Genomic DNA, 18,260 nt, shown 5'->3' with positions numbered 1-18,260 from the left:
GGACTCGCGGACCGACGCCTCTCAGAACAGCCCGGCGGCGAGACCGCCGACCGCGCCGACGAACGCCTCCCACACCGAGAACCCGGTCGCGATCGCCAGCACGGTGTCCGCGCCGAAGAACGCGAACAGCAGCGCGGAGCCGAGGTGCGCGAGCCGCATGTCCACCCGCCCGGCGAAGGTGTGGAAGAAGTACGCGTTCGCGAGGCTCACCGGAATGATCGCGAGCATCTCGCCGACCCAGATGGCGGAGGTGGCGCCGTACTGGACGGCCAGCCCGATGGTGACGAGCTGGGTCTTGTCGCCGAACTCGCCGGTCGCGGTGAGCGCGAAGATGGGCAGGAAGCCGCCGAACGACCCCGAGTACCGGTCGAGACGCCCCGGTAATGAGAGGTCGTCGAACGCCGCCAGTCCGCCGTCGGTGCGCTCCGCCTCGGGACTCGTTCCCCGGGCCGGCGCGGAGCGGTACAGGAGCACCGCGAAGACGAAGAACAGGGCCGCGGTCACGGCGTTGAGCGCGAGCGGCGGGAGCGCCGACTGGAGCGCCTGCCCGAACGCGATCTCGACCGCGGTCCAGCCGGCGAACGCGGACCCGGCGGCGGCGACGACGACCTTCGGATCGTATTTCGTCGCGAGCCCGGCGATCATCAGCTGGACCTTCTCGCCGGGGAGCACCGCGAGCTGGGCAGCGAACGCGACGGCGACGATCTCGACGTAGCCGGTCATGCGTCACCCGCCTCCTGACCATCGGTCGCGGCGGCCGAGTCCGTTCCGCGGCGGACGTACACCCGGTCCGCGACCGCCTCCGGCAGGCCGTGTTCGGTCCCGTCGTCCGTTCTGACCGTGACCAGTCCGAAGGACGTAATGTCGACGACTTCGACGGTCGTTCCGGGCGTGATCTCCGCGTCGACGAGGAACTCTAACACGTCGGCGTCGCGGTCGCTGACGCGGGCGACCGTTCCCCGCTCGCCGGGTTCCAACGCCGCGACGAGCGTCGTTCCGGCGTCCTCCGGCGCCGACAAGTCCGCCGGGGGGATCGGGTCGCCGTGCGGGTCGGCGGCGGGGTAATCGAGGAGCCGTTCCACCCGCCGCGTGAACTCCTCGCTGACGTGGTGTTCGAGCGCGTCGGCCTCGTCGTGGACCTCGGTCGGCTCGTAGTCCAACTGCTCGGCGAGGAACGCCTCGATGAGCCGGTGTCGGCGCACGACCTCCAGCGCGGCGACCTCGCCGGCGGGCGTGAGTTCGACGCCTTCGTACTTCTCGCGGGAGAGCAGCCCGCGCTCTGCGAGGCTCTCGACCATGCTCGTCACGGTCGCGGGGGTCTTGTCGAGCGCCTCGGCGATCTGTGAGGTCGAGACGGGGGGTCCGGACCGCGACTCGACCCGATGGATCGCTTTGAGGTAGTCCTCGACGGCGTCGGTCGGCATACCTGTTTTAGATCGGTCTAATTTAATAGTTTGTCGGATCCTAATCGATTCCTGGGTAAAATCTAAATCCGGTCCGATCGGGACGACGAACGCAAAAAACGGCGCCGGTTGCGCGGAGAAACTGATCTCCCGTCAGATGGGTTTAAAACGACGGTCGGAGCCGGGCGACCCGAACGCGACTCACCTGACCGTCAGCAGGCGACGCAGGATGTCGCCGTACGCGGGTCGGGTGATCAACACGCCGACCAGCACGCCGAGGATGGTGAAGATGGCGAACCCGGAGAGGTCGCCGAGCGAGAGCACCATCAGCGGCGACATCGCGATGACCGTCGTGGCCGCGGCCGCGCCGATGACCCAGAAGGCCCGTCGGAACCGCGACCTGAACACCTTCCGTGAGTTCACCTCGCCCTCGCTCATCACCTCGTCGGCGATGATGACGAGGTCGTCGACGCCGGTCCCGACCACCGCGATGAAGCCCGCGATCACCGCGAGTTCCAGCGGGTAGCCGAGCAGCGCCGCGAAGCCGAGCAGGGCGTACACCTCCGCCAGCGCGGTGACGATCATCGGCAGGGCGACCCGCGGATCGCGGTAGCGCAAGAACACCATCCCGGCGACGGCGAGCACCGAGAGCACGCCGATAATCAGCGAGTACGTCCGGAAGTTCTCCCCCTGCGAGGCCGAGATGTACGAGGAGGTCCCCCCGCCGTCGATGTCGAGGTCAGCCGGGAGCGCGCCGGCGCGGAGGTTCAGCGAGATCCGCTGCGCTTCGGAGAACTCCCCGGTCGTGAGTCGGAACCGACCGGTCTCCGCCCACGATCCGGATCCCATGTCGCCCGCGAGTCCGGAATCCATCCCGAAGGAGTTGACGACCTCACCGTCGACGACGAGCAACAGGCACGGGTTCGGCGCCTCTCCTTCCTCGTCCGAGTTCAGCTCTCCCGTCTCCGCGTTGTACAGACATCTGTCTCCCTGGGTCTGGTACTCGTCGGGGAAGCCGCGCTGAGCCACGCGGTCTTGGAACGCGTATGCCGGCGACTGCTCGCCCTCCGGCGCGGTGTTCCGAACGGTGACCGGAACGTATGCCCCCGTGCCCTGGTCGTTCTGTGTCGCGGTTCCGATCTCCTCGAAGTCGTCTTGGATCAACACGCCCTCGTCGACGCCGGTGTCGTTCCCGTCGGGATACGCGATGTCGATCTGGACGGTTCCGCGCTCTTCGAGGAGGCTGACCACGTCCTGTCGGTCCTCACCGGGCACCTCGACGAGGATGAAGTACTCGCCGGTGGCCGACTGGATCTGCTGGACGCTCCCGCCCGAGAGACCCGCCTCGTTGATCTTCCCTTGGATGACGTTCATCGTCTCGTCGCGCGTCTGCTGGGTGACGCCCGAGCGGATATCCGCGTACTCGTAGCCGGCGGCGTCCATCGCCGCGCGGAACTGTGATTCGGTCACCGACGGCTCCGTGACCTCCACCGCGCTCTCGTCGGGAACGGCGCCGACGTTCCGCGTCGAGGCGTTGTCCAGCTCGGCGGCGACCGCCTCCGCGACCGTGCCCGCCGTGTCTCCGTCGAACGCGACGTCGGTGGCGGTGTATCCCGAAAGCGGCGCGCGGACGCGAGTCCCGCCGGCCAGGTCGAGACCGTACTGAAGGTTCGTGATCCCCTGGGCCTCGGTCGCGTTCTCGCTGGACGCCTGCTCCGGGGCGAACGCGCCGCTGAAAAGCGCCACCGACGCCCCGAGAACGACGGCGACGAGCAGCAGGATCCGCCAGTTCTCCTTGATCGGTTCGAGCATTAGCGGTTCACCCCCTCGAACTTGTACCAGCGAAGCAGCGAGACGTTCAGCAGATACGTGTTCATCAGGTCGGCACACAGCCCCACCGAGAGGATGATCCCGATGTCACGGAGCAGCCCGATCCCGAACAGCGAGGCGACGACCGCCATCACGACCATCGCCGCGATGGAGGTGAGCGTCATCGTCACCCCGGTCCGCATCGCGCGGCTGACCGACTCGTAGAACTCGCCGGTGCGGCGCAGCACCGAGTCGTTCAACAGGATGTCCGAGTCGACGCTGTACCCGATGATCATCAGTAGCGCCGCGATCGTCCCCAGCGTCATCTGGATGCCGAGGAGATTCATCGCCGCGATCGGTATCACCAGGTCGGAGAACGCGGACGCGACGACCGCCAGCGAGGGAACGAACGTCCGGAACAGCGCGAACACGAGCACGCTCATCCCGAGGAACGCGAGCGCCACGCCGAAGAGGGCGGTCCGCGCGGTGTCGCTCGCGAAGCTCGCCGACACCTGATCGACCGCGGTCGTTGTCAATCCCGCCGCGTCCGCCTGATTTTGGAGGTCGTCAGCGAACCCCTCGCGCCCGTCGTCGGGCGCCTGGAACGTGACGACGACGACGTCGTCGTTGGGGATCGTCTGGACCGTATCGGGCTCGCGGTCGAAGGCCGTCTGAACCTGCTGTTCGACGTCGCCCCCGTCGTCCGCGATTCGCAGCTCGACGCCGCCGGTGAACTCCAGTCCGAGATTCGCCGGCGCACCGGTGGCGACGAACCACCCGCCGAGGATCGCCAGCGCGAGGACCAGAAACGCGAGCGGCACCGCCGCAAGCTGCCGGTTCGAGTAGTCGGTGTAGTTGACTTCCGGCACCTCGATCGATACCATAAATACCGCTTCCTCCGCGGGCGCGAATAAGCCTTCTTATCTGGTGAGCCGTCGGCGCGGACGGCGCTCCGAACGCCCGCGCTACGGGAGGTATCGAACCGCGACGACTCCCGGCTCCGACCGGACCTCGACGCGGTTCACGCCGAGGCGGGCCGCTCGCGAAAGGGTCCCCTCGCGGTCGTCGATCACGTCGGCCACCGCGTCGTCCGTCTCGGCCTCCGGCGGCGTCAACACGTGAATCTCGCCGACGCCCGCGCGTTCCTCCCGGGCCAGCTCTCCGGTCGGCGTCTCCGCGGCGAGTTCGCGTTCGTGGACCGTCGGCGGCTCCGGACTCTCTTCGATCGACAGCGAGCGACGCTCTTCGACCTCGATCACCTGATAGGTGACCTCCATCGGCGGGTCGGGGGCGACGGTCGCCTCGACGGCGTCGTCGACGTCGAGTCCGGGGTTCGAGCTGAGCGTGTGGACCTGTCCGTCGTGAACGTCTTTCAGCACGGCCGAGTCGCTCTCGACGTGCGTGACGAGGAACGTGCCCTCCTTCTCGTCGGTCATTGCGTCCGGGTAGTCGCTCGGGCGACTTCCGGCTTTCGAGCCGCGGACGGCGGCGTTCCGCTCACGTCGACTCGCGGGAGTCGGCCGTCGCGTCTCCGCCGGCCGTCGCGTCGTCGTCGGCCGTCGCGTCATCGTCTGCCCCGCCGCGGAGCCGGAAGTGCGTCGCGAAGACGGCGAGCGCGGCCGCGACGGGCGGGACGATCCCCGCGGGCTGCGGCAGCGCGTACAGCGCGTTCACGGCCGCGGAGCCGCTCGGATCGCGGAGTCCTTCGGGCGCCGAGATGACCATTCCGAGGTACAGCGAGGCGAGGAACAGGAAGCCGGCGACCCCCATCCACCGGTCGTACGTGGCCGCGACCGGGTCGCCGCGGCGGTGGCGACGGGCGACGAACAGGATCGGGGCGAGCAGCGGGCCGACGGCGCCGAGACCGGCGACCACGAACAGCGACCGCGAGAAGAGGAACGTCCCTCCCTGCGCCGAGACCGTCTCGCCCATCCAGACGACGAGTCCGAGGGTGACGACGAGCGCGACGAACCCGGCGGTCAACGCCCCGAGCGCGGCGTACGCGCGCATCGTCCACGACTCGGTCGCGCGGAACGCGTAGGGGATCGCGCCGAACACCCCGCGGTAGCTGTCTGCCATCGACTCCGATAGGTGCGTCGGCGAATTAAACCCCTCGTCGGCGGGAAGCCATTTATACGCGCGACCGGATCCCTGTGACGTGGGTCTCTACGACGCGTACCTCGCGACGCGCCACCGCCTCCACGACGCCGAGCCGCCGGCGCACGTCGCGCTCGTTCTCACCGAACGCGATCTCCTCGCCGACGGGGCGTTCGACACGCTGTCGTCGGCGATCGGCTGGGCGTTCGAGTACGGCGCCGAGCGCGTCACCGTCTCCGTCTCCGTTCTCGACCGGGCGGTCGCCCCGACGCTGATCCGAGAGCTACGTCGGCTCGACGCCCCCGCGGAGACCGTGGTCCGCGGCCCGGACGCCGACGGGTCCCCGGACACGAGTACGGACGACGCGCCGGTCCGGATCCTGGTCGGTCTCGGCGGGAAAGCGGAGTTCGCCGGCGCGGTTCGCGAACTGGCGAGCGATGTCGCGGACGGCGAGATACCGCCCGACGCCATCGACGAGGCCGACGTCGCGGACCGCCTGCTGTTCCCCGAGGAACCCGACCTCGTGATCAAGACCGGCGCCGAGCGGCTCTCCGACTTCGCCATCTGGCAGTCGGTGTACGCGGAGCTGTACTTCACCGACGTGAACTGGCGCGACTTCCGCAGACGGGAGTACCTTCGCGCGGTCTTGGACTTCCAGGACCGCCAGCGGCGGTTCGGTCGGTGATCGGTTCCGGTCGGGACCTCCGAGACCGGTCTACCAGACGAACGTGAAGAGCACGGTGAACGTCACCAGCGCCCCCACCGTCGAGAGGATCGGCACGACGTTTTGCATCAGCACGACGCGCGCGCTCGTCCCGGGATTGAACAGGTCCGACGCCGAGGGGATGTCGCTCGCGTCGCCCTCCCCGATCGGCGGCATCTCGTCGGCCGTCAGCGCGCCGACGGAGACCGTCGGCTCCTTCTCGCCTTTGATCCCCTCCCGCACCGTCACCGTGCGGGTCGCGCGCCCCCAGCCGAGACCGACGATCGACATCGTCGCGATGATCACGAACGAGGCGGGGATCCCGACCGCCGAGAGGCTGATGACGATCCCGGAGGAGACGACCGCGACGACGATGGCGGCCGTCAGCGGGAGGTCGGTGATGTCGTTGCCGAGCGTGTCGAGCGTCCGGCGCGCGATGGTGAACGCGCCCACCGCGACCGCGGCGCTGCCGAGGAGGATCATCGGCGTCATCTCCACGGAGTCGAGCGCGACGAGCGGCGCGATGGCGTTCGCGATGTTCGACGTGCCCGAGGAGAACGCCATCAGGCAGCCGATGGCGATGACGACGATCCCGCCCGTCAGCTCTCGCCGCGTCGTGTTCGGTCCGAGGACCGGCTTCGGGATCAGCCCCGAGCGGTCGAACTCGAACAGCGCGCCCTCGGTGCTCTCGATCGCCACCCAGCGGTCGATCGCGGAGTAGAAGTAGCGCCCGACGACGCCCGACACCCAGAACCCGATGATCGGCGCGACGAGCCACCAGATCGCGATTTCGCCCATCACCGCCCAGTCGAGGGTGTTCGTCGCGATCCCCAGCCCGGCGATGGAGCCGACCGCCGTCATCGACGTCGACGCCGGGACGCCGGCGAAGTTGCCGACGAACAGCGCGCCGCCGATGAAAAAGAGGACGATGATGCTCGTCTCCAGCGTGAACACGCTCGCGCCGGTGACGAGGTCCTCGCCCAGCGTCGTGACCACGCGCTGGCCCAGCGTCCCAGCGCCGATAAAGAAGAACACCGACATCAGCGCCGCCGCGCCCGCCTTCGACAACACGTCCGCGCCGACGGCCGGTCCGAACGCCGGTCCCGTCGTCGCCCCGCCGATGTTGTATCCGACGAACGCCGCCACCGCGACCCCGACGAGAAGAAGAATCTCTACCATATACGCGAACAGAGGACGCACGCGCTGTTAAACGGACGGGGTCCGTCGCCGTCGGCTCCGCCCGTGCGACGCTCGTCCTCGGTCACGTCACGAGACGAACGTGGACGCGATACGGTACTTAAACAGCGACGAGGGCCAGTGTGTGCTATTTATAAATCAACGAGGCCGTGGCGCGTGCCGACGAGCGCCCGGAGGGCGCGAGTCGCACGCGCGAGGTCGCCGGAGCGAAGCGACGGCGACTGACGAGGCTGGGGAGGCGTGAGGCTGTGGTTGCTGTGCGGGGCGGGACTCAAAGGGGCAGCCGCGAGGGCGAAGCACACCGACGCAAGCCCTGGAAGGAGCGAACGGAGTGAGCGACTGAAGGGCGCAGCGAGGTGCGCGAGCCCTCGCGGCTGGGGCTTTGGAGGTGCTCTCGACGGCGTCGAAAACGACTGAAAGGGGTACACCGGCCGAGATCTGAACTCAGAACCAGACGTGCTCGCTCAGGGATCGCTTCGCCCGCCCCTTCGCTGCGCGCGACTGATAGCGTTCAAACCTCTCTCGGAGACTTCTCTCACTACGTTGGAGAAATGCACCGGCCGAGATTTGAACTCGGGTTGCAACCATGGCAAGGTTGCGTGATACCACTACACTACCGGTGCGTGCTTCGCATCTCGGGATTGGTCGGAGACTCACTTAAGTCTGTCACATCGGGACGGAAACGCGGTCCGGTCGCCGTCGCCGCCCCGCATCACTCTCCTCTCCCGCGTGCGATCTCGTCCGCGTGGGCGTCGTGGAGGTCGGCGAACGCCGCCGCCTCGGCGCGCTCCTGCGTCTCGTCGTCTCGACGGTCCCGAATCCGCCGTTTGATCGCCGCGAGCGCGTTCGACTCGCCCGCCGCGATCTCGTCGGCCACCGCGCGGGGGTCGTCGACGACGCGGGAGACGAGTCCGGTCCGCAGCGCGGCCTCGGCGTCGAGGACGCGCCCCGAGAGCGCGAAGTCGAGCGCGTCGCCCTCGCGCATGACGCGGGGGAGCCTGACCGTCCCGCCCCACGCGCCGAACAGGCCGAGCGAGACGCCGGGTTCGCCGAACGTCGCCCGCGGAGTCGCGACGCGGACGTCCGCTGCCAGCGCCAGTTCGACGCCGCCGCCGCGGGCCGGGCCGTCGACGCCGCAGACGACGACCGACTCCGACTCCTCGATCCCGGCGGCCGCGCGCTGACCCTGCCGCGCGAACGCCTCCGGGTCGTCGAGTGCCGCGACCGCGTCGAGGTCGGCGCCGGCACAGAAGGCGTCGCCGGCGCCCCGGAGGTACGTCACCGGCCGGCGTTCGTCGCTCTCCGGCTCTTCGAACGCCTCTCGGAGAGCGGTCAGGTCCGGCGGTCGGAGCGCGTTGCGCGCTTCGGGGCGGTCGAGCGTGACGACGCGCACGTCGCCGTCGGTTCGGGTTCGGATCACGAGACGGCATCCCGTTCGTTTCCAAAGGTCTTTGCCCTTCGCTCGTCTATCGAACGACAATGGACGATGCCGCGCGAGCGCGTGACGCCGCGCGAGAGGCGCTCGCGGACGTGGAACCCGAACAGCTCCGCGAGGCCCTCGACTCCCGACTCGTCGACGCCGCGGTGACCCCCGGCGTGCTGGCGCTGGTCACCGCTCGCGCGTTGAAACCGGAGGTCGACCTCGCCGGCGTGGCCGGCCGCGCCGCGGGCGTACAGCTCATCTACGAGGGGTTGCGGCTCACTCGCACGGTGGCCCGCGAGGAGCCGTGGGTGACGGCGCCGACCGCCGCCGACATCGACGCGGACATGGACGTCCTCGCCGCCGACGTGCTCGTCTCGCGGGGGTTCTCGCTTTTGGCCTGTACCGACGCCGCCCGCCCCGCCGTCGACGTGGTGCGCGCGTTCGGACGCGACCAGACCCTGCGCGACCGGGAGGACGCGGACGCCGAGACGGCGGCCGGACTCGACCGCAACCTGGAGGTGGACGCGCTCGAACTCGCCGTCGTCGCCGGCACCACCGCCGTCGGCGGCGACCCGCCCGGGGAGCTGCTCGCGTACGCCCGCGATCTCGCCGCCGACTGCGACGGCGAGTTCCCGCCCGCGGGCCGGGCGCTGCCGGAGGCGACCGCCGACCGCATCGCGGACATCTCCGACCGCGCTGTCGGCGCGACCGACAGTTAATCGCGGGGGACGCTTCCGGGGAGACCCGATGATTCCCCGACGCCGCGCCCGCGAATCGAAACCCATAAAGTCGAATCCGGTCAACGACAGTTTGCGTGCCTGGGTAGCTTAGCGGTAAAGCGCGTCCTTGGTAAGGACGAGACCGGGGGTTCAAATCCCCCCTCAGGCTCTTTCCTCCGTACACTCCTTGTGCGCACACTTTTCGGGCTACACTCGTCTGAACGAAACCCGTTCAAGATTCCATTCTCTCGCTAAACAGGGCATCCCTCGCCGTAATGCGATTCGATGAAGTGTCAGGACACACAAACCAACTCACAGACTCCGGCGGGATAGACTCGAAATTGACCGGGGGCGCGTCCCCTCAAGGGACTCTCCTGATTTTGCTAATCCGCGCTCACAGAGGGATGAATGAATCATAGTCAGGAATATGATAAAACGCCCCTCGATGCGGCGAGATACGGGTAGAGAATTTGGCCCCGGTCGCCGTCAGTCGTGAGCCACATCATCGAGGAGTGTTCCTTCTACACCTCGATGTGGTGAGTCGCTTCGGTAAGTACAGCGGAACAAATCCACACGCTAATTCCTGTCGATAAGTGTAATTACACAGTCGTAACTTTTTGTACCTTCGCTTGTGATTGGCAAAGTATGCCACGGAGGCAACCGAATGTGGAAATCGTAGATTGTGCCTACTGCGGCGGCACAGGAGTCGAGGGAGTTGGTGAGTGTCCAGCATGCGGCGGCAGTGGACGGCACAAGTACCGACTTCGAGGCGGAGAGAGACTGGAGAGATGCCGCCCTTGTAATGGTAGCGGCGCTCACGGTGTCAACCTCTGTTCGAAGTGTCAAGGCTCCGGCTGGGATGTAATATAAAATATCATATTAAGTAATGCCGGCAGAATATAAGCACCTGCTACACAAGAGGAAATCATCCCATAGGCTTAATGGTATATGGCATAATTGGCAAAATATGAGCTTCAAAAACTATGTGGTTTTTAGGGTAAAGACCTATGGCATAGGATTTATCGGACTCATTCTCGCGGGGGCTGGTCTAATTGCCGTATTTTTGAATAATGACATTATTGTGGGGGCTATAATGTTTCTTATTGGAATTATAGGTGTACTCTATGCACGTTATCAGTGGCGTGAACACGATATCAGGCTCGAACAGCGGAAACTCGGAAGGTGACGTATTTCAGTTAAAATTAACCTGCTTTGACACTATCTATCAACTGATTAAGTAGAAAAAGTATCGAACTAATAGGATTTCAAGAAATCTCCGGCTCGATGAAGGAAACATCCAGCTGAATCACTCTAACCCAACACAATTCTGATGTGATAAGTATGGCAACGTTCACCCGAACACGGTTGTCGTTTTCCGGTGTCCACAGACGACATACGGGGCTGAATACCCAATTCTTTTATAAATAGCGTTGCTAATAGAGAGATAAGAAGCACGCAAAGTGGGCGTTTGCGGCAAAGGTAGCCGCTTTTAGGGCCGAAGGCCTCCTCGGTAAAGCAAGTCCTTGGTAAGGACGAGACCCCGAGTTCAAATCTCGGCCTAGGCTCTTCCTACGACGTGGTGCCTTACTCGCGACCGCGGGCCGCGAACGTCGCTGCCCGCCGGACCAGCGCGTCGTGCGGGTCGGCCGCCGGCCGCCGCGCGAGCACCTGCTCGAACGCCTCGTCGAGCCCCCGCTCCGTCAGGCGCGTCATCGCCGCGGCGGCGACCGCCGGACTGCGCGAGGCGCCGGCCGAACAGTGGATCAGGACGCGCTGACCGGCCTCGCGCCGCTCCACGACCGTCTCCACGGCGTCGGCGAACGCCGAGTACTCGTTTTGCGGCCCGTCCAGCATCGGAATATCGACGCGGTTGACGGTCCCGGTGTCCGGATCGCCGTGCGTGAGCGAGACGACGACGTCGACACCGCCCTCCCGAAGGAGCGACTCGTCTTCGGCGTCCGATACGGTCCCAATAAAAAGCCCGTCGACGATCTCAGTCATTTCGAAACACGCCGTTGAGGAGTCGTACTGTCGCGACTGAGGTAAATGCCTCCGGTCGTCGCGTCTCTCCGCGACGGATGGAGTCTCCCCGCGGTAGGCGCTTTTTTATTCCCCACTCCCCGACCGATACGTCACATGGGCAAACACGAGCGCGGCTGGGTCGAGGCCACGGAGAAGCTGACGGCGCAGTTCGCGAACGGCGCGGAACCCGACGCGGACCTCGAAGAGCAGGGTCGACCCGACCTCGCGGAGGCCCTGGCCGAACGGATCGAGGCCGACTTCCCGGACCGGACCGCGGTGCGCCACGCCGGCAACTCCTACGACTCGCTCGGCGACCTCATCGTCGAGGCCGCCGACGGAGAGACATTCCTCGAAGCGAAGTTCGTCGCCAGCGGCGGCACGCGGGCGAACCTCGGGCAGGACACGCTGACGGACTTCGAGCTCTTCGAGGACGCGGCGGCGTGGAGCGACTTCCGCGAGGAGATCGGATTCCCCGAGGACCGCGAGGCACTGCTCCGGCAGTTCGACGACTACCCGGACGACGTTCGCGACTGGTCGTACAAGTCGGCGGTGTACGACCGCGCGAAACACCTCAAGAACGTCCTCGACGTGTCGCGGGGGCAGAACACGGGGTCGCGGGCGGACGAGGTCCTCGCCGACCCGGACGCGACGGAGACGGAGCGGGAGGCGGCGCGGATCGTCAACGAGATCCTCGAACTCGACAGGGAGGAGAAGCTGGCGTACTTCGATCACCTCCGAGCCGCCGAGCAGAACCCGCGCAACGTCGAGACGTTCGCGCACCTGATCGTCTGCGGCTACCACACCGCCGACGCGCTCGAAGCGCACTTCGACGAGGACCTCGACGATATCAAGCGGCTGCTCGAAACCGACTCCTACCGGCTGTACGAGGTGAACAAAAACAGCGCGACGGTGACCGTCGAGAACCCCGCAGAGCTGCTCGCCGGCTTCGAGTGGGAGGACACGCGCGTCGAGATCCCGGAGGACGGCACCTCCGTGAGCGTGGTGACGGGACCGCCCGAGAACCGGCGGCGCGTGCTCAACATCGCCTACAACTGGAAGAACAAGTTCCAGGGGATCCAGACGCCGTCGATGAACGTCTTCGTCCCTGAGGCCTGAACCGAGATTCGGACCCGGCGACCCGCACGCTTTTGCGCTCGGACGCCAAGGGTCGACCATGCAACGCGGCCGCCGGAAGCCGGACTGGCTGAAGTCGCGCCCGCCGTCCGGGAGTCGGTTCACCGAGATCAAGTCCATCCTCCGCGATCACGACCTCCACACGGTCTGCGAGGAGGCGAACTGCCCGAACATGGGCGAGTGTTGGTCAGGGGGCGCGAACGCGCCCCCGAACGGCGAGGCGGCGGACGCCGCCGAGGGGGGTCCCGGCGGCACGGCGACGTTCATGCTCATGGGCGACCGCTGCTCGCGTGGCTGTAACTTCTGTGACGTGGAGACGGGCGGGATGGAGGCGCTCGACCCCGCCGAACCGGCGAACGTCGCGGACGCGGTCGCGGAGATCGGTCTCGACTACGTCGTCCTCACGTCCGTCGACCGCGACGACCTTGCGGACGGCGGGTCGGCGCACTTCGCCGAGACGATCCGCGAGATCAAGCGTCGGGACTCGGAGATCCTCGTCGAGACGCTCATTCCGGACTTCGGCGGGGACCCCGAGGCGATAGACCGGATCATCGACGCGGGACCGGACGTGATCGCGCACAACGTCGAGACGGTCGAGCGGCTCCAGTGGCCGGTCCGGGACCGCCGCGCGAACTACGAGCAGTCCCTCGCGGTCCTCGATCAGGTCGACCGCGAGTCCGACATCCACACCAAGACGAGCCTGATGCTCGGCGTCGGGGAGTACGACCACGAGGTGTACCGGACGCTCGGGGACCTCCGCGAGGTCGGCGTCGACGTGGTCACGTTCGGGCAGTACCTCCAGCCCTCGCGCTCGCATCTGGACGTGTTCGAGTACGTCCACCCGGACGTCTTCGAGACGTGGCGACGGGTGGCCGAGACGGAGTTCGACTTCCTCTACTGCGCGTCGGGCGCCATGGTCCGGTCGTCGTACAAGGCCGGCGAGCTGTTCGTCGAGGCCCTGCTGCGCGAGGGACGGTCGCCCGAGGACGCGCGACGCCACGCGCGGGCCGCGGGAAGTGACTGAGACGCGGGTCCCGGAACTCGCCACCTTCGACAGCTGTCAGGCGCTTTCGAGGTCTTGTCCGAACAGCGAGTTATTTACCTCTCGGTGACCCACCCTGTCTCAGTGAGACGTACACATAGGAACAACTGACTCGTCGATCGTCGACTCAGTGCGGGCACGTCCGGGGGTTCTCTTCGTCGTCCTCCTCGGCGGCCTGCTCTTGGTCGACCTCACGGCGAAACTCGCGGGGGTCGGCCTCGGCCCGATCGGGGGGTCGCTCTCGGTCGACCGGCTCGGATCGAACCTCTGGAACGGCATCGTCATCGGCCTCGTAATCGGACTCGCGGGCATCGGGCTCTCGATGACGTACAGCATTCTCTCGTTCGCGAACTTCTCGCACGGCGACCTCGTCAGCGTGGGCGCGTTCTCCGGCTGGGGCGTCGCCTTCCTGATCGCCGGATTCGGCGACGTGCCGGTCCGCGCGCTGCTGACCGTTCGGGACGCCGGGAGCGCCTCGCCGGGCGACATCGGCGCGCACATCCTCACGACGCCGGCCGCAATCCTGGTCGGGCTCCTCGCGGCGTTCGTCGTCACCGCGCTGCTCGCGGTGGCGCTCGACCGGGCGTTCTACAAGCCGATGCGGGACCGCGACGGGATCGCGCTGCTGATCGCCTCCATCGGCGCCGCGCTGGTCGTCCGCTACCTGCTCCAGTTCGGCTACGGCTCCGACCGGCGCGGCGTGACCGCCAGCGTCGACGCGTCGAACCTCGCGTTCGGCCCGCTCGGACTCTCCGTGAACGCGCACGAACTCACCATCCTCGTCGCGGCGCTCGGCCTGATGCTCGCGATGCACGGCATGCTCCAGCACACGAAGCTCGGCACCGCGATGCGGGCGATGGCCGACAACAAGGACCTCGCGCTCATCACGGGGATTCCGGCCGAGCGCGTCGTCACCGCCACGTGGATCATCGGCGGCGGACTCGCGGGCGCCTCCGGCTATCTCTACGTCCTGCTCCGGGGGACGATCCAGTTCGACTTCGGCTGGCTCCTCCTGCTTCTCATCTTCGCGGCCGTAATCTTAGGCGGGATCGGCTCCGTCTACGGGGCCATCGTCGGCGGACTCGTCATCGGCGTCGTGTTCACGACCTCGACGATCTGGATCCCGTCCGACTTCAACCAGGCGGCGGCGTTCGCCGTGATGATCCTGATGCTGCTGTTGCGCCCCGAGGGGCTGTTCGGAGGTGTTTCGACGACATGAGCGACCCCGACGCGTCCGACGACTCCGCTTCCACGTCAGGCGACCCCGCGCCCGCGTCCGACCCGCCCGAGAGCGTCACCGCGGCGCTGGTCGAGGCCGCAAGAGAGAGCGACCTCGGACTCGTGGTCGGGACGCTGCTCGCGGTCTACGCGGCCGCGACGCTGCTCACGTTCACAGACGGACTCAACAGCGTGGTCGGGCTGCTTGAGACGCTGACCTTCCTCGGTCTCGTCTACGCGCTCACCGCGCTCGCCTTGAACCTCCAGTGGGGGTACACCGGTCTCTTTAACATCGGCGTCGCCGGCTTCATGGCCGTCGGCGTGTACACGATGGGGATGGTCGTTCGGTCGCCCGATCCCGCCTTCGGTCCGCCCGGACTCGGGCTACCGCTCCCGGTCGGCGTCCTCGCCGGGATGGGGATGGCGGCGCTGCTCGGTGCGCTCGCCGCTCTCCCGGCGCTGCGGCTCAAGGCCGACTACCTCGCGATCGTGACGCTCGGACTCTCCGAGATAATCCGCCTGTCGCTCCAGTCGAGCGCCTTCGACACGTTCCTGCGCGAGACGATCGGTGCCGGAACGGGCGGCGGCCGCGGAATGGGAATGCCGGACAACCCCGTCCGTGGCCTGTTCCTCGTCGACGGACAGGCGGGGAACCCGACCGCACTCGGCGACCTCGTCTTCGGAGTCTTCGGCACCGACGGTCTCGGAATCGCCCACCCGATACTCATCGGCTGGGGGTACATCGCCGTTCTCGCCGGTTTCCTGATCGGCTTTTACCTCCTGCTCGAACGCCTCGGACGGTCGCCGTTCGGGCGGACGATGAAAGCCATTCGGGAGGACGAACTCGTCGCCAACTCGCTCGGCAAGGACGTGAACCTCGTGAAGATCAAGGTGTTCGTCATCGGCTGCGCGCTGATGGGACTCGCCGGCATCCTCTGGTTCGGCAGCCAGGGCAACGTCTCGCCGACGCCGCAGTTCCGGCCGCTCCTGACATTCTACGTCTTCATCGCGGTGATCATCGGCGGATCCGGGTCGAACACCGGCTCCGTCCTCGGCGGTATCGTCTTCGCAGCGGTGCTGTTCGAGGGGCCGCGGCGCGTCGGCGGGGCCGTCCGCGGTCTCATCGACGCGGAGACGCCGGCGTCGTTCGCCGACGCGGTCGCCTCGCTGGACCCGGTGACGTTCCTCGCGTACGCGACCGACAACGTCGCGCCGCTCCAGTTCGTCTTCCTCGGACTCGTGCTCGTGTTCATCATCCACCGGCGCCCGGAGGGGATCCTCGGCGACCGGATCGAGACGGCCGCGGCCGTCGACCTCTCGGAGCGGCCCGCCGGAGGTGAGTCCGATGAGTAGCGACGCTCCCGATCCGATCGACGACGCCGACGCGAACGGCGCCGCAGACCCGAGAGACGCCGGCGCGGCCGACACCGTCGCGGCCGCGGACGGACCGGACGACGAACCGGAGGCGAACGACAGCGCGGTCGAGGAGGCCGCGAAGCGCACCCCCTCGACGGTCCCGCTCCGCGTGGAGGGGCTGGTGAAGCGGTTCGGCGGCGTCACCGCGGTCGACGGCGCTTCCTTCGAGGTCGAGTCCGGGTCGCTGACGGGACTCATCGGCCCGAACGGCGCCGGGAAGTCGACCACCTTCAACTGTATCACCGGCGTCCACGAGCCGACCGCCGGGACGGTGTACTTCGAGGGCGAGGACATCACCGGTCTCAGACCGCATCAGATCGCGCGGAAGGGACTGGTTCGGACGTTCCAGATCGCCCGGGAACTCTCCGAGATGACCGTCTTGGAGAACCTCATGCTCGCGCCGCAGGGACAGCTCGGTGAGTCCGCGATTCGGGCGGTCACGCCCGGGCTTCGCGGCGCGGTCGTCGAGGAGGAGACCGCGCTCCGCGAGCGCGCCTGGGAGACGCTGGAGTTCTTCGAGATCGACCACCTCGCGCACGAGCACGCGGGGAACCTCTCCGGCGGCCAGCGGAAGCTGCTGGAGATGGCCCGCGCGCTGATGACCGACCCCGAGATGGTGCTGCTCGACGAGCCGCTCGCCGGGGTCAACCCGACGCTCGAGGAGAAGCTCCTCGACCGGATCCACGACCTGCGCGCTGACGGCTACACCTTCCTGCTCGTCGAACACGACATGGACGTCATCATGAACAACTGCGAACGCGTCATCGTCATGCATCAGGGCAGCGTGCTCGCCGAGGGGACCGGCGACGAGATACGGAACGACGAGCGGGTCATCGAGGCGTACCTGGGGGAGGACCTATGACGGCCGACGCCGAGACCGATCCCGAACCGACGCCGGACGATGCCTCGGAGACCCCGCCCGATGCTACCGCCGGAACCGATCACGCGATCGACGGCGACGCGATCTTACGCATCCGCGACCTCGACGCGGGCTACGGCGACCTCCAGATCCTCTCGGACGTGGTCCTCGACGTCGCCGACGGGGAGTACGTGACCATCGTCGGTCCGAACGGGGCCGGCAAGTCGACGGTGATGAAGACCGTCTTCGGACTCACGACCCACATGGACGGCACCGTCGAGTTCGAGGGCGAGCCGATCCACGGGCTCGCGCCCGAGCAGATCATCCGCGAGGGGGTCGGGTTCGTCCCGCAGAACGACAACGTGTTCCCGGGCCTCAGCGTCCGCGAAAACCTCGAGATGGGCGCGTACATCCTCGACGAGGTGCCCGAAGCCCAGATCGAGACGATCTACGACCGCTTCCCGATCCTCCGGGAACGCAGCGACCAGAAGGCGGGGACGCTCTCGGGCGGTCAGCGGCAGATGGTCGCGATGGGGCGAGCGCTCATGCTCGACCCCGACCTCCTGTTGCTCGACGAGCCCTCGGCCGGTCTCGCTCCCGACCTCGTCTCCGACATGTTCGACCGGATCGACCGGATCAACGAGAGCGGGACGGCGGTGCTGATGGTCGAGCAGAATGCGAAGGAGGCGCTGCGCCGCTGCGACCGCGGCTACGTGCTGGTGAACGGCGAGAACCGCTACACTGACCGCGGCGAGATGCTACTCGCTGACGAGGACGTGCGGCGCGACTTCCTCGGCGGATAATCGCTTTGCTGCGAGGGAGCGGTCTGTTATTGTTCAGTTCCGGGCGGTACCGACCGCCGTCAGTACGATGTTTCCCGTGGATCGGTAGCGAGTCCCTCCAAAGCCCCAGTCGCGAGGACAGCACACGCTCGTTGCGCTCCTCGTCACTCGCTTCGCTCGTTCCTGCGGTGCTTACGTCGCCTGTGCTGTCCTCGCGACTGCCCCTTTGAGTCCCCCCGCCCACCACAGCGACCGCGCCTCACGCCTCCCCAGCCTCGCGGCTCACGCTTCGCGGCTGCGCCGCTCGCGTTCGCCGCGTCCAGCGAGGGCCGAAGGTCCCTCTGGCAGTCGGGCTTCGCCCGACGACCTCGCGCGTGCGACTCGCGGCCTTCGGCCGCTCGTCGGCACGCGCCACCGCTCCCGTTTGTAACTAGAA

General features: G+C 67.2%; 18 protein-coding genes and 2 tRNA genes. 10 read left to right on the top strand and 10 right to left on the bottom strand.

Going from position 1 to position 18,260, the window contains the following annotated elements:
• Nucleotides 1–21: 21 nt before the first annotated feature.
• The 6 genes from J2744_RS09570 to J2744_RS09545 form a co-directional block, all read right to left on the bottom strand.
• Complete coding sequence (locus J2744_RS09570; RefSeq protein WP_209547236.1) at nt 22–723, bottom strand: TMEM165/GDT1 family protein; 702 nt, start codon at nt 721–723, stop codon at nt 22–24.
• The gene (locus tag J2744_RS09565; RefSeq protein ID WP_209547233.1) at nt 720–1,424 is read right to left on the bottom strand and encodes a metal-dependent transcriptional regulator; all 705 of its coding nucleotides are present in this window, start codon (nt 1,422–1,424) and stop codon (nt 720–722) included. The genes J2744_RS09570 and J2744_RS09565 overlap by 4 nt, the downstream gene beginning before the upstream one ends.
• A 180-nt stretch (nt 1,425–1,604) precedes the next feature.
• On the bottom strand, nt 1,605–3,215 hold the full coding sequence (locus J2744_RS09560) for a preprotein translocase subunit SecD (RefSeq protein ID WP_209547230.1): 1,611 nt from the start codon (nt 3,213–3,215) through the stop codon (nt 1,605–1,607).
• Nucleotides 3,215–4,096 (bottom strand): protein translocase subunit SecF, encoded by an 882-nt coding sequence (gene secF / locus J2744_RS09555; protein ID WP_209547227.1) that lies wholly within the window; start codon nt 4,094–4,096, stop codon nt 3,215–3,217. Before secF ends, J2744_RS09560 begins: the two co-directional genes overlap by 1 nt.
• A gap of 81 nt (nt 4,097–4,177) precedes the next feature.
• Entirely contained in the window at nt 4,178–4,648 is a 471-nt protein-coding gene (locus tag J2744_RS09550) for a DUF5812 family protein (RefSeq protein WP_209547224.1), read from the bottom strand.
• Nucleotides 4,649–4,709: 61 nt separating this feature from the next.
• Nucleotides 4,710–5,291, bottom strand: a complete 582-nt coding sequence (locus J2744_RS09545) for a hypothetical protein (protein WP_209547221.1) — start codon at nt 5,289–5,291, stop codon at nt 4,710–4,712.
• A gap of 79 nt (nt 5,292–5,370) precedes the next feature.
• Between J2744_RS09545 and J2744_RS09540 the strand changes: the two genes are divergently transcribed.
• Complete coding sequence (locus J2744_RS09540) at nt 5,371–5,994, top strand: undecaprenyl diphosphate synthase family protein (RefSeq protein ID WP_209547218.1); 624 nt, start codon at nt 5,371–5,373, stop codon at nt 5,992–5,994.
• Nucleotides 5,995–6,024: 30 nt separating this feature from the next.
• Here the strand turns inward: J2744_RS09540 and J2744_RS09535 are convergent, their stop codons facing one another.
• The 3 genes from J2744_RS09535 to J2744_RS09525 form a co-directional block, all read right to left on the bottom strand.
• A complete protein-coding gene (locus tag J2744_RS09535; RefSeq protein ID WP_209547215.1) occupies nt 6,025–7,191 on the bottom strand; it encodes an inorganic phosphate transporter in 1,167 nt (388 codons plus the stop codon).
• A 570-nt stretch (nt 7,192–7,761) separates the two neighbouring features.
• Nucleotides 7,762–7,832, bottom strand: a tRNA-Gly gene (locus J2744_RS09530).
• An 89-nt stretch (nt 7,833–7,921) separates the two neighbouring features.
• A complete protein-coding gene (locus tag J2744_RS09525) occupies nt 7,922–8,629 on the bottom strand; it encodes an enoyl-CoA hydratase/isomerase family protein (protein WP_209547212.1) in 708 nt (235 codons plus the stop codon).
• Between the two features lie 59 nt (nt 8,630–8,688).
• Between J2744_RS09525 and J2744_RS09520 the strand changes: the two genes are divergently transcribed.
• From J2744_RS09520 to J2744_RS09510, 3 genes are all read left to right on the top strand, one after another.
• Nucleotides 8,689–9,351: a DUF7114 family protein gene (locus tag J2744_RS09520; protein ID WP_209547209.1), complete on the top strand. Its 663-nt coding sequence runs from the start codon at nt 8,689–8,691 to the stop codon at nt 9,349–9,351.
• Between the two features lie 97 nt (nt 9,352–9,448).
• Nucleotides 9,449–9,520 (top strand) — tRNA-Thr (locus tag J2744_RS09515).
• A gap of 798 nt (nt 9,521–10,318) precedes the next feature.
• Nucleotides 10,319–10,537 carry a hypothetical protein gene (locus tag J2744_RS09510; protein ID WP_209547206.1) on the top strand — a complete coding sequence of 73 codons (219 nt, stop codon included), beginning with the start codon at nt 10,319–10,321 and terminating at the stop codon, nt 10,535–10,537.
• Nucleotides 10,538–10,935: 398 nt separating this feature from the next.
• Here the strand turns inward: J2744_RS09510 and J2744_RS09505 are convergent, their stop codons facing one another.
• On the bottom strand, nt 10,936–11,352 hold the full coding sequence (locus tag J2744_RS09505) for a dual specificity protein phosphatase family protein (protein WP_209547203.1): 417 nt from the start codon (nt 11,350–11,352) through the stop codon (nt 10,936–10,938).
• 135 nt (nt 11,353–11,487) lie between these two features.
• On the opposite strand from J2744_RS09505, the gene J2744_RS09500 reads away from it, so the two are divergent.
• The 6 genes from J2744_RS09500 (at nt 11,488) to J2744_RS09475 (ending at nt 17,845) form a co-directional block, all read left to right on the top strand.
• Nucleotides 11,488–12,489, top strand: coding sequence for a hypothetical protein (locus tag J2744_RS09500; RefSeq protein WP_209547200.1), 1,002 nt, complete (start codon nt 11,488–11,490; stop codon nt 12,487–12,489).
• Nucleotides 12,490–12,547: 58 nt separating this feature from the next.
• Nucleotides 12,548–13,531, top strand: a complete 984-nt coding sequence (gene lipA, locus J2744_RS09495) for a lipoyl synthase (RefSeq protein ID WP_209547197.1) — start codon at nt 12,548–12,550, stop codon at nt 13,529–13,531.
• A 115-nt stretch (nt 13,532–13,646) separates the two neighbouring features.
• A complete protein-coding gene (locus J2744_RS09490) occupies nt 13,647–14,768 on the top strand; it encodes a branched-chain amino acid ABC transporter permease (RefSeq protein WP_210113169.1) in 1,122 nt (373 codons plus the stop codon).
• Complete coding sequence (locus tag J2744_RS09485; RefSeq protein ID WP_209547194.1) at nt 14,765–16,120, top strand: branched-chain amino acid ABC transporter permease; 1,356 nt, start codon at nt 14,765–14,767, stop codon at nt 16,118–16,120. Before J2744_RS09490 ends, J2744_RS09485 begins: the two co-directional genes overlap by 4 nt.
• The gene (locus J2744_RS09480; protein ID WP_209547192.1) at nt 16,113–17,045 is read left to right on the top strand and encodes an ABC transporter ATP-binding protein; all 933 of its coding nucleotides are present in this window, start codon (nt 16,113–16,115) and stop codon (nt 17,043–17,045) included. Before J2744_RS09485 ends, J2744_RS09480 begins: the two co-directional genes overlap by 8 nt.
• The gene (locus J2744_RS09475; RefSeq protein ID WP_245203287.1) at nt 17,042–17,845 is read left to right on the top strand and encodes an ABC transporter ATP-binding protein; all 804 of its coding nucleotides are present in this window, start codon (nt 17,042–17,044) and stop codon (nt 17,843–17,845) included. The genes J2744_RS09480 and J2744_RS09475 overlap by 4 nt, the downstream gene beginning before the upstream one ends.
• Nucleotides 17,846–18,260: the final 415 nt, after the last annotated feature.

This window comes from Halorubrum trapanicum, from assembly GCF_017873555.1.
Lineage (GTDB): Archaea > Halobacteriota > Halobacteria > Halobacteriales > Haloferacaceae > Halorubrum > Halorubrum trapanicum.
This window is presented reverse-complemented; position numbering and strand designations above follow the sequence as displayed.

Excerpts from the sequence above, each read along its gene's own strand:
- J2744_RS09505 (WP_209547203.1), bottom strand. The coding sequence starts at position 11,352 with ATGACTGAGATCGTCGACGGGCTTTTTATTGGGACCGTATCGGACGCC.
- J2744_RS09520 (WP_209547209.1), top strand. The coding sequence starts at position 8,689 with ATGGACGATGCCGCGCGAGCGCGTGACGCCGCGCGAGAGGCGCTCGCG.
- J2744_RS09485 (WP_209547194.1), top strand. The coding sequence starts at position 14,765 with ATGAGCGACCCCGACGCGTCCGACGACTCCGCTTCCACGTCAGGCGAC.
- J2744_RS09510 (WP_209547206.1), top strand. The coding sequence starts at position 10,319 with ATGAGCTTCAAAAACTATGTGGTTTTTAGGGTAAAGACCTATGGCATA.
- lipA (WP_209547197.1), top strand. The coding sequence starts at position 12,548 with ATGCAACGCGGCCGCCGGAAGCCGGACTGGCTGAAGTCGCGCCCGCCG.
- J2744_RS09500 (WP_209547200.1), top strand. The coding sequence starts at position 11,488 with ATGGGCAAACACGAGCGCGGCTGGGTCGAGGCCACGGAGAAGCTGACG.
- J2744_RS09535 (WP_209547215.1), bottom strand. The coding sequence starts at position 7,191 with ATGGTAGAGATTCTTCTTCTCGTCGGGGTCGCGGTGGCGGCGTTCGTC.
- J2744_RS09565 (WP_209547233.1), bottom strand. The coding sequence starts at position 1,424 with ATGCCGACCGACGCCGTCGAGGACTACCTCAAAGCGATCCATCGGGTC.
- J2744_RS09475 (WP_245203287.1), top strand. The coding sequence starts at position 17,042 with ATGACGGCCGACGCCGAGACCGATCCCGAACCGACGCCGGACGATGCC.
- J2744_RS09560 (WP_209547230.1), bottom strand. The coding sequence starts at position 3,215 with ATGCTCGAACCGATCAAGGAGAACTGGCGGATCCTGCTGCTCGTCGCC.
- J2744_RS09480 (WP_209547192.1), top strand. The coding sequence starts at position 16,113 with ATGAGTAGCGACGCTCCCGATCCGATCGACGACGCCGACGCGAACGGC.
- secF (WP_209547227.1), bottom strand. The coding sequence starts at position 4,096 with ATGGTATCGATCGAGGTGCCGGAAGTCAACTACACCGACTACTCGAAC.
- J2744_RS09570 (WP_209547236.1), bottom strand. The coding sequence starts at position 723 with ATGACCGGCTACGTCGAGATCGTCGCCGTCGCGTTCGCTGCCCAGCTC.
- J2744_RS09545 (WP_209547221.1), bottom strand. The coding sequence starts at position 5,291 with ATGGCAGACAGCTACCGCGGGGTGTTCGGCGCGATCCCCTACGCGTTC.
- J2744_RS09550 (WP_209547224.1), bottom strand. The coding sequence starts at position 4,648 with ATGACCGACGAGAAGGAGGGCACGTTCCTCGTCACGCACGTCGAGAGC.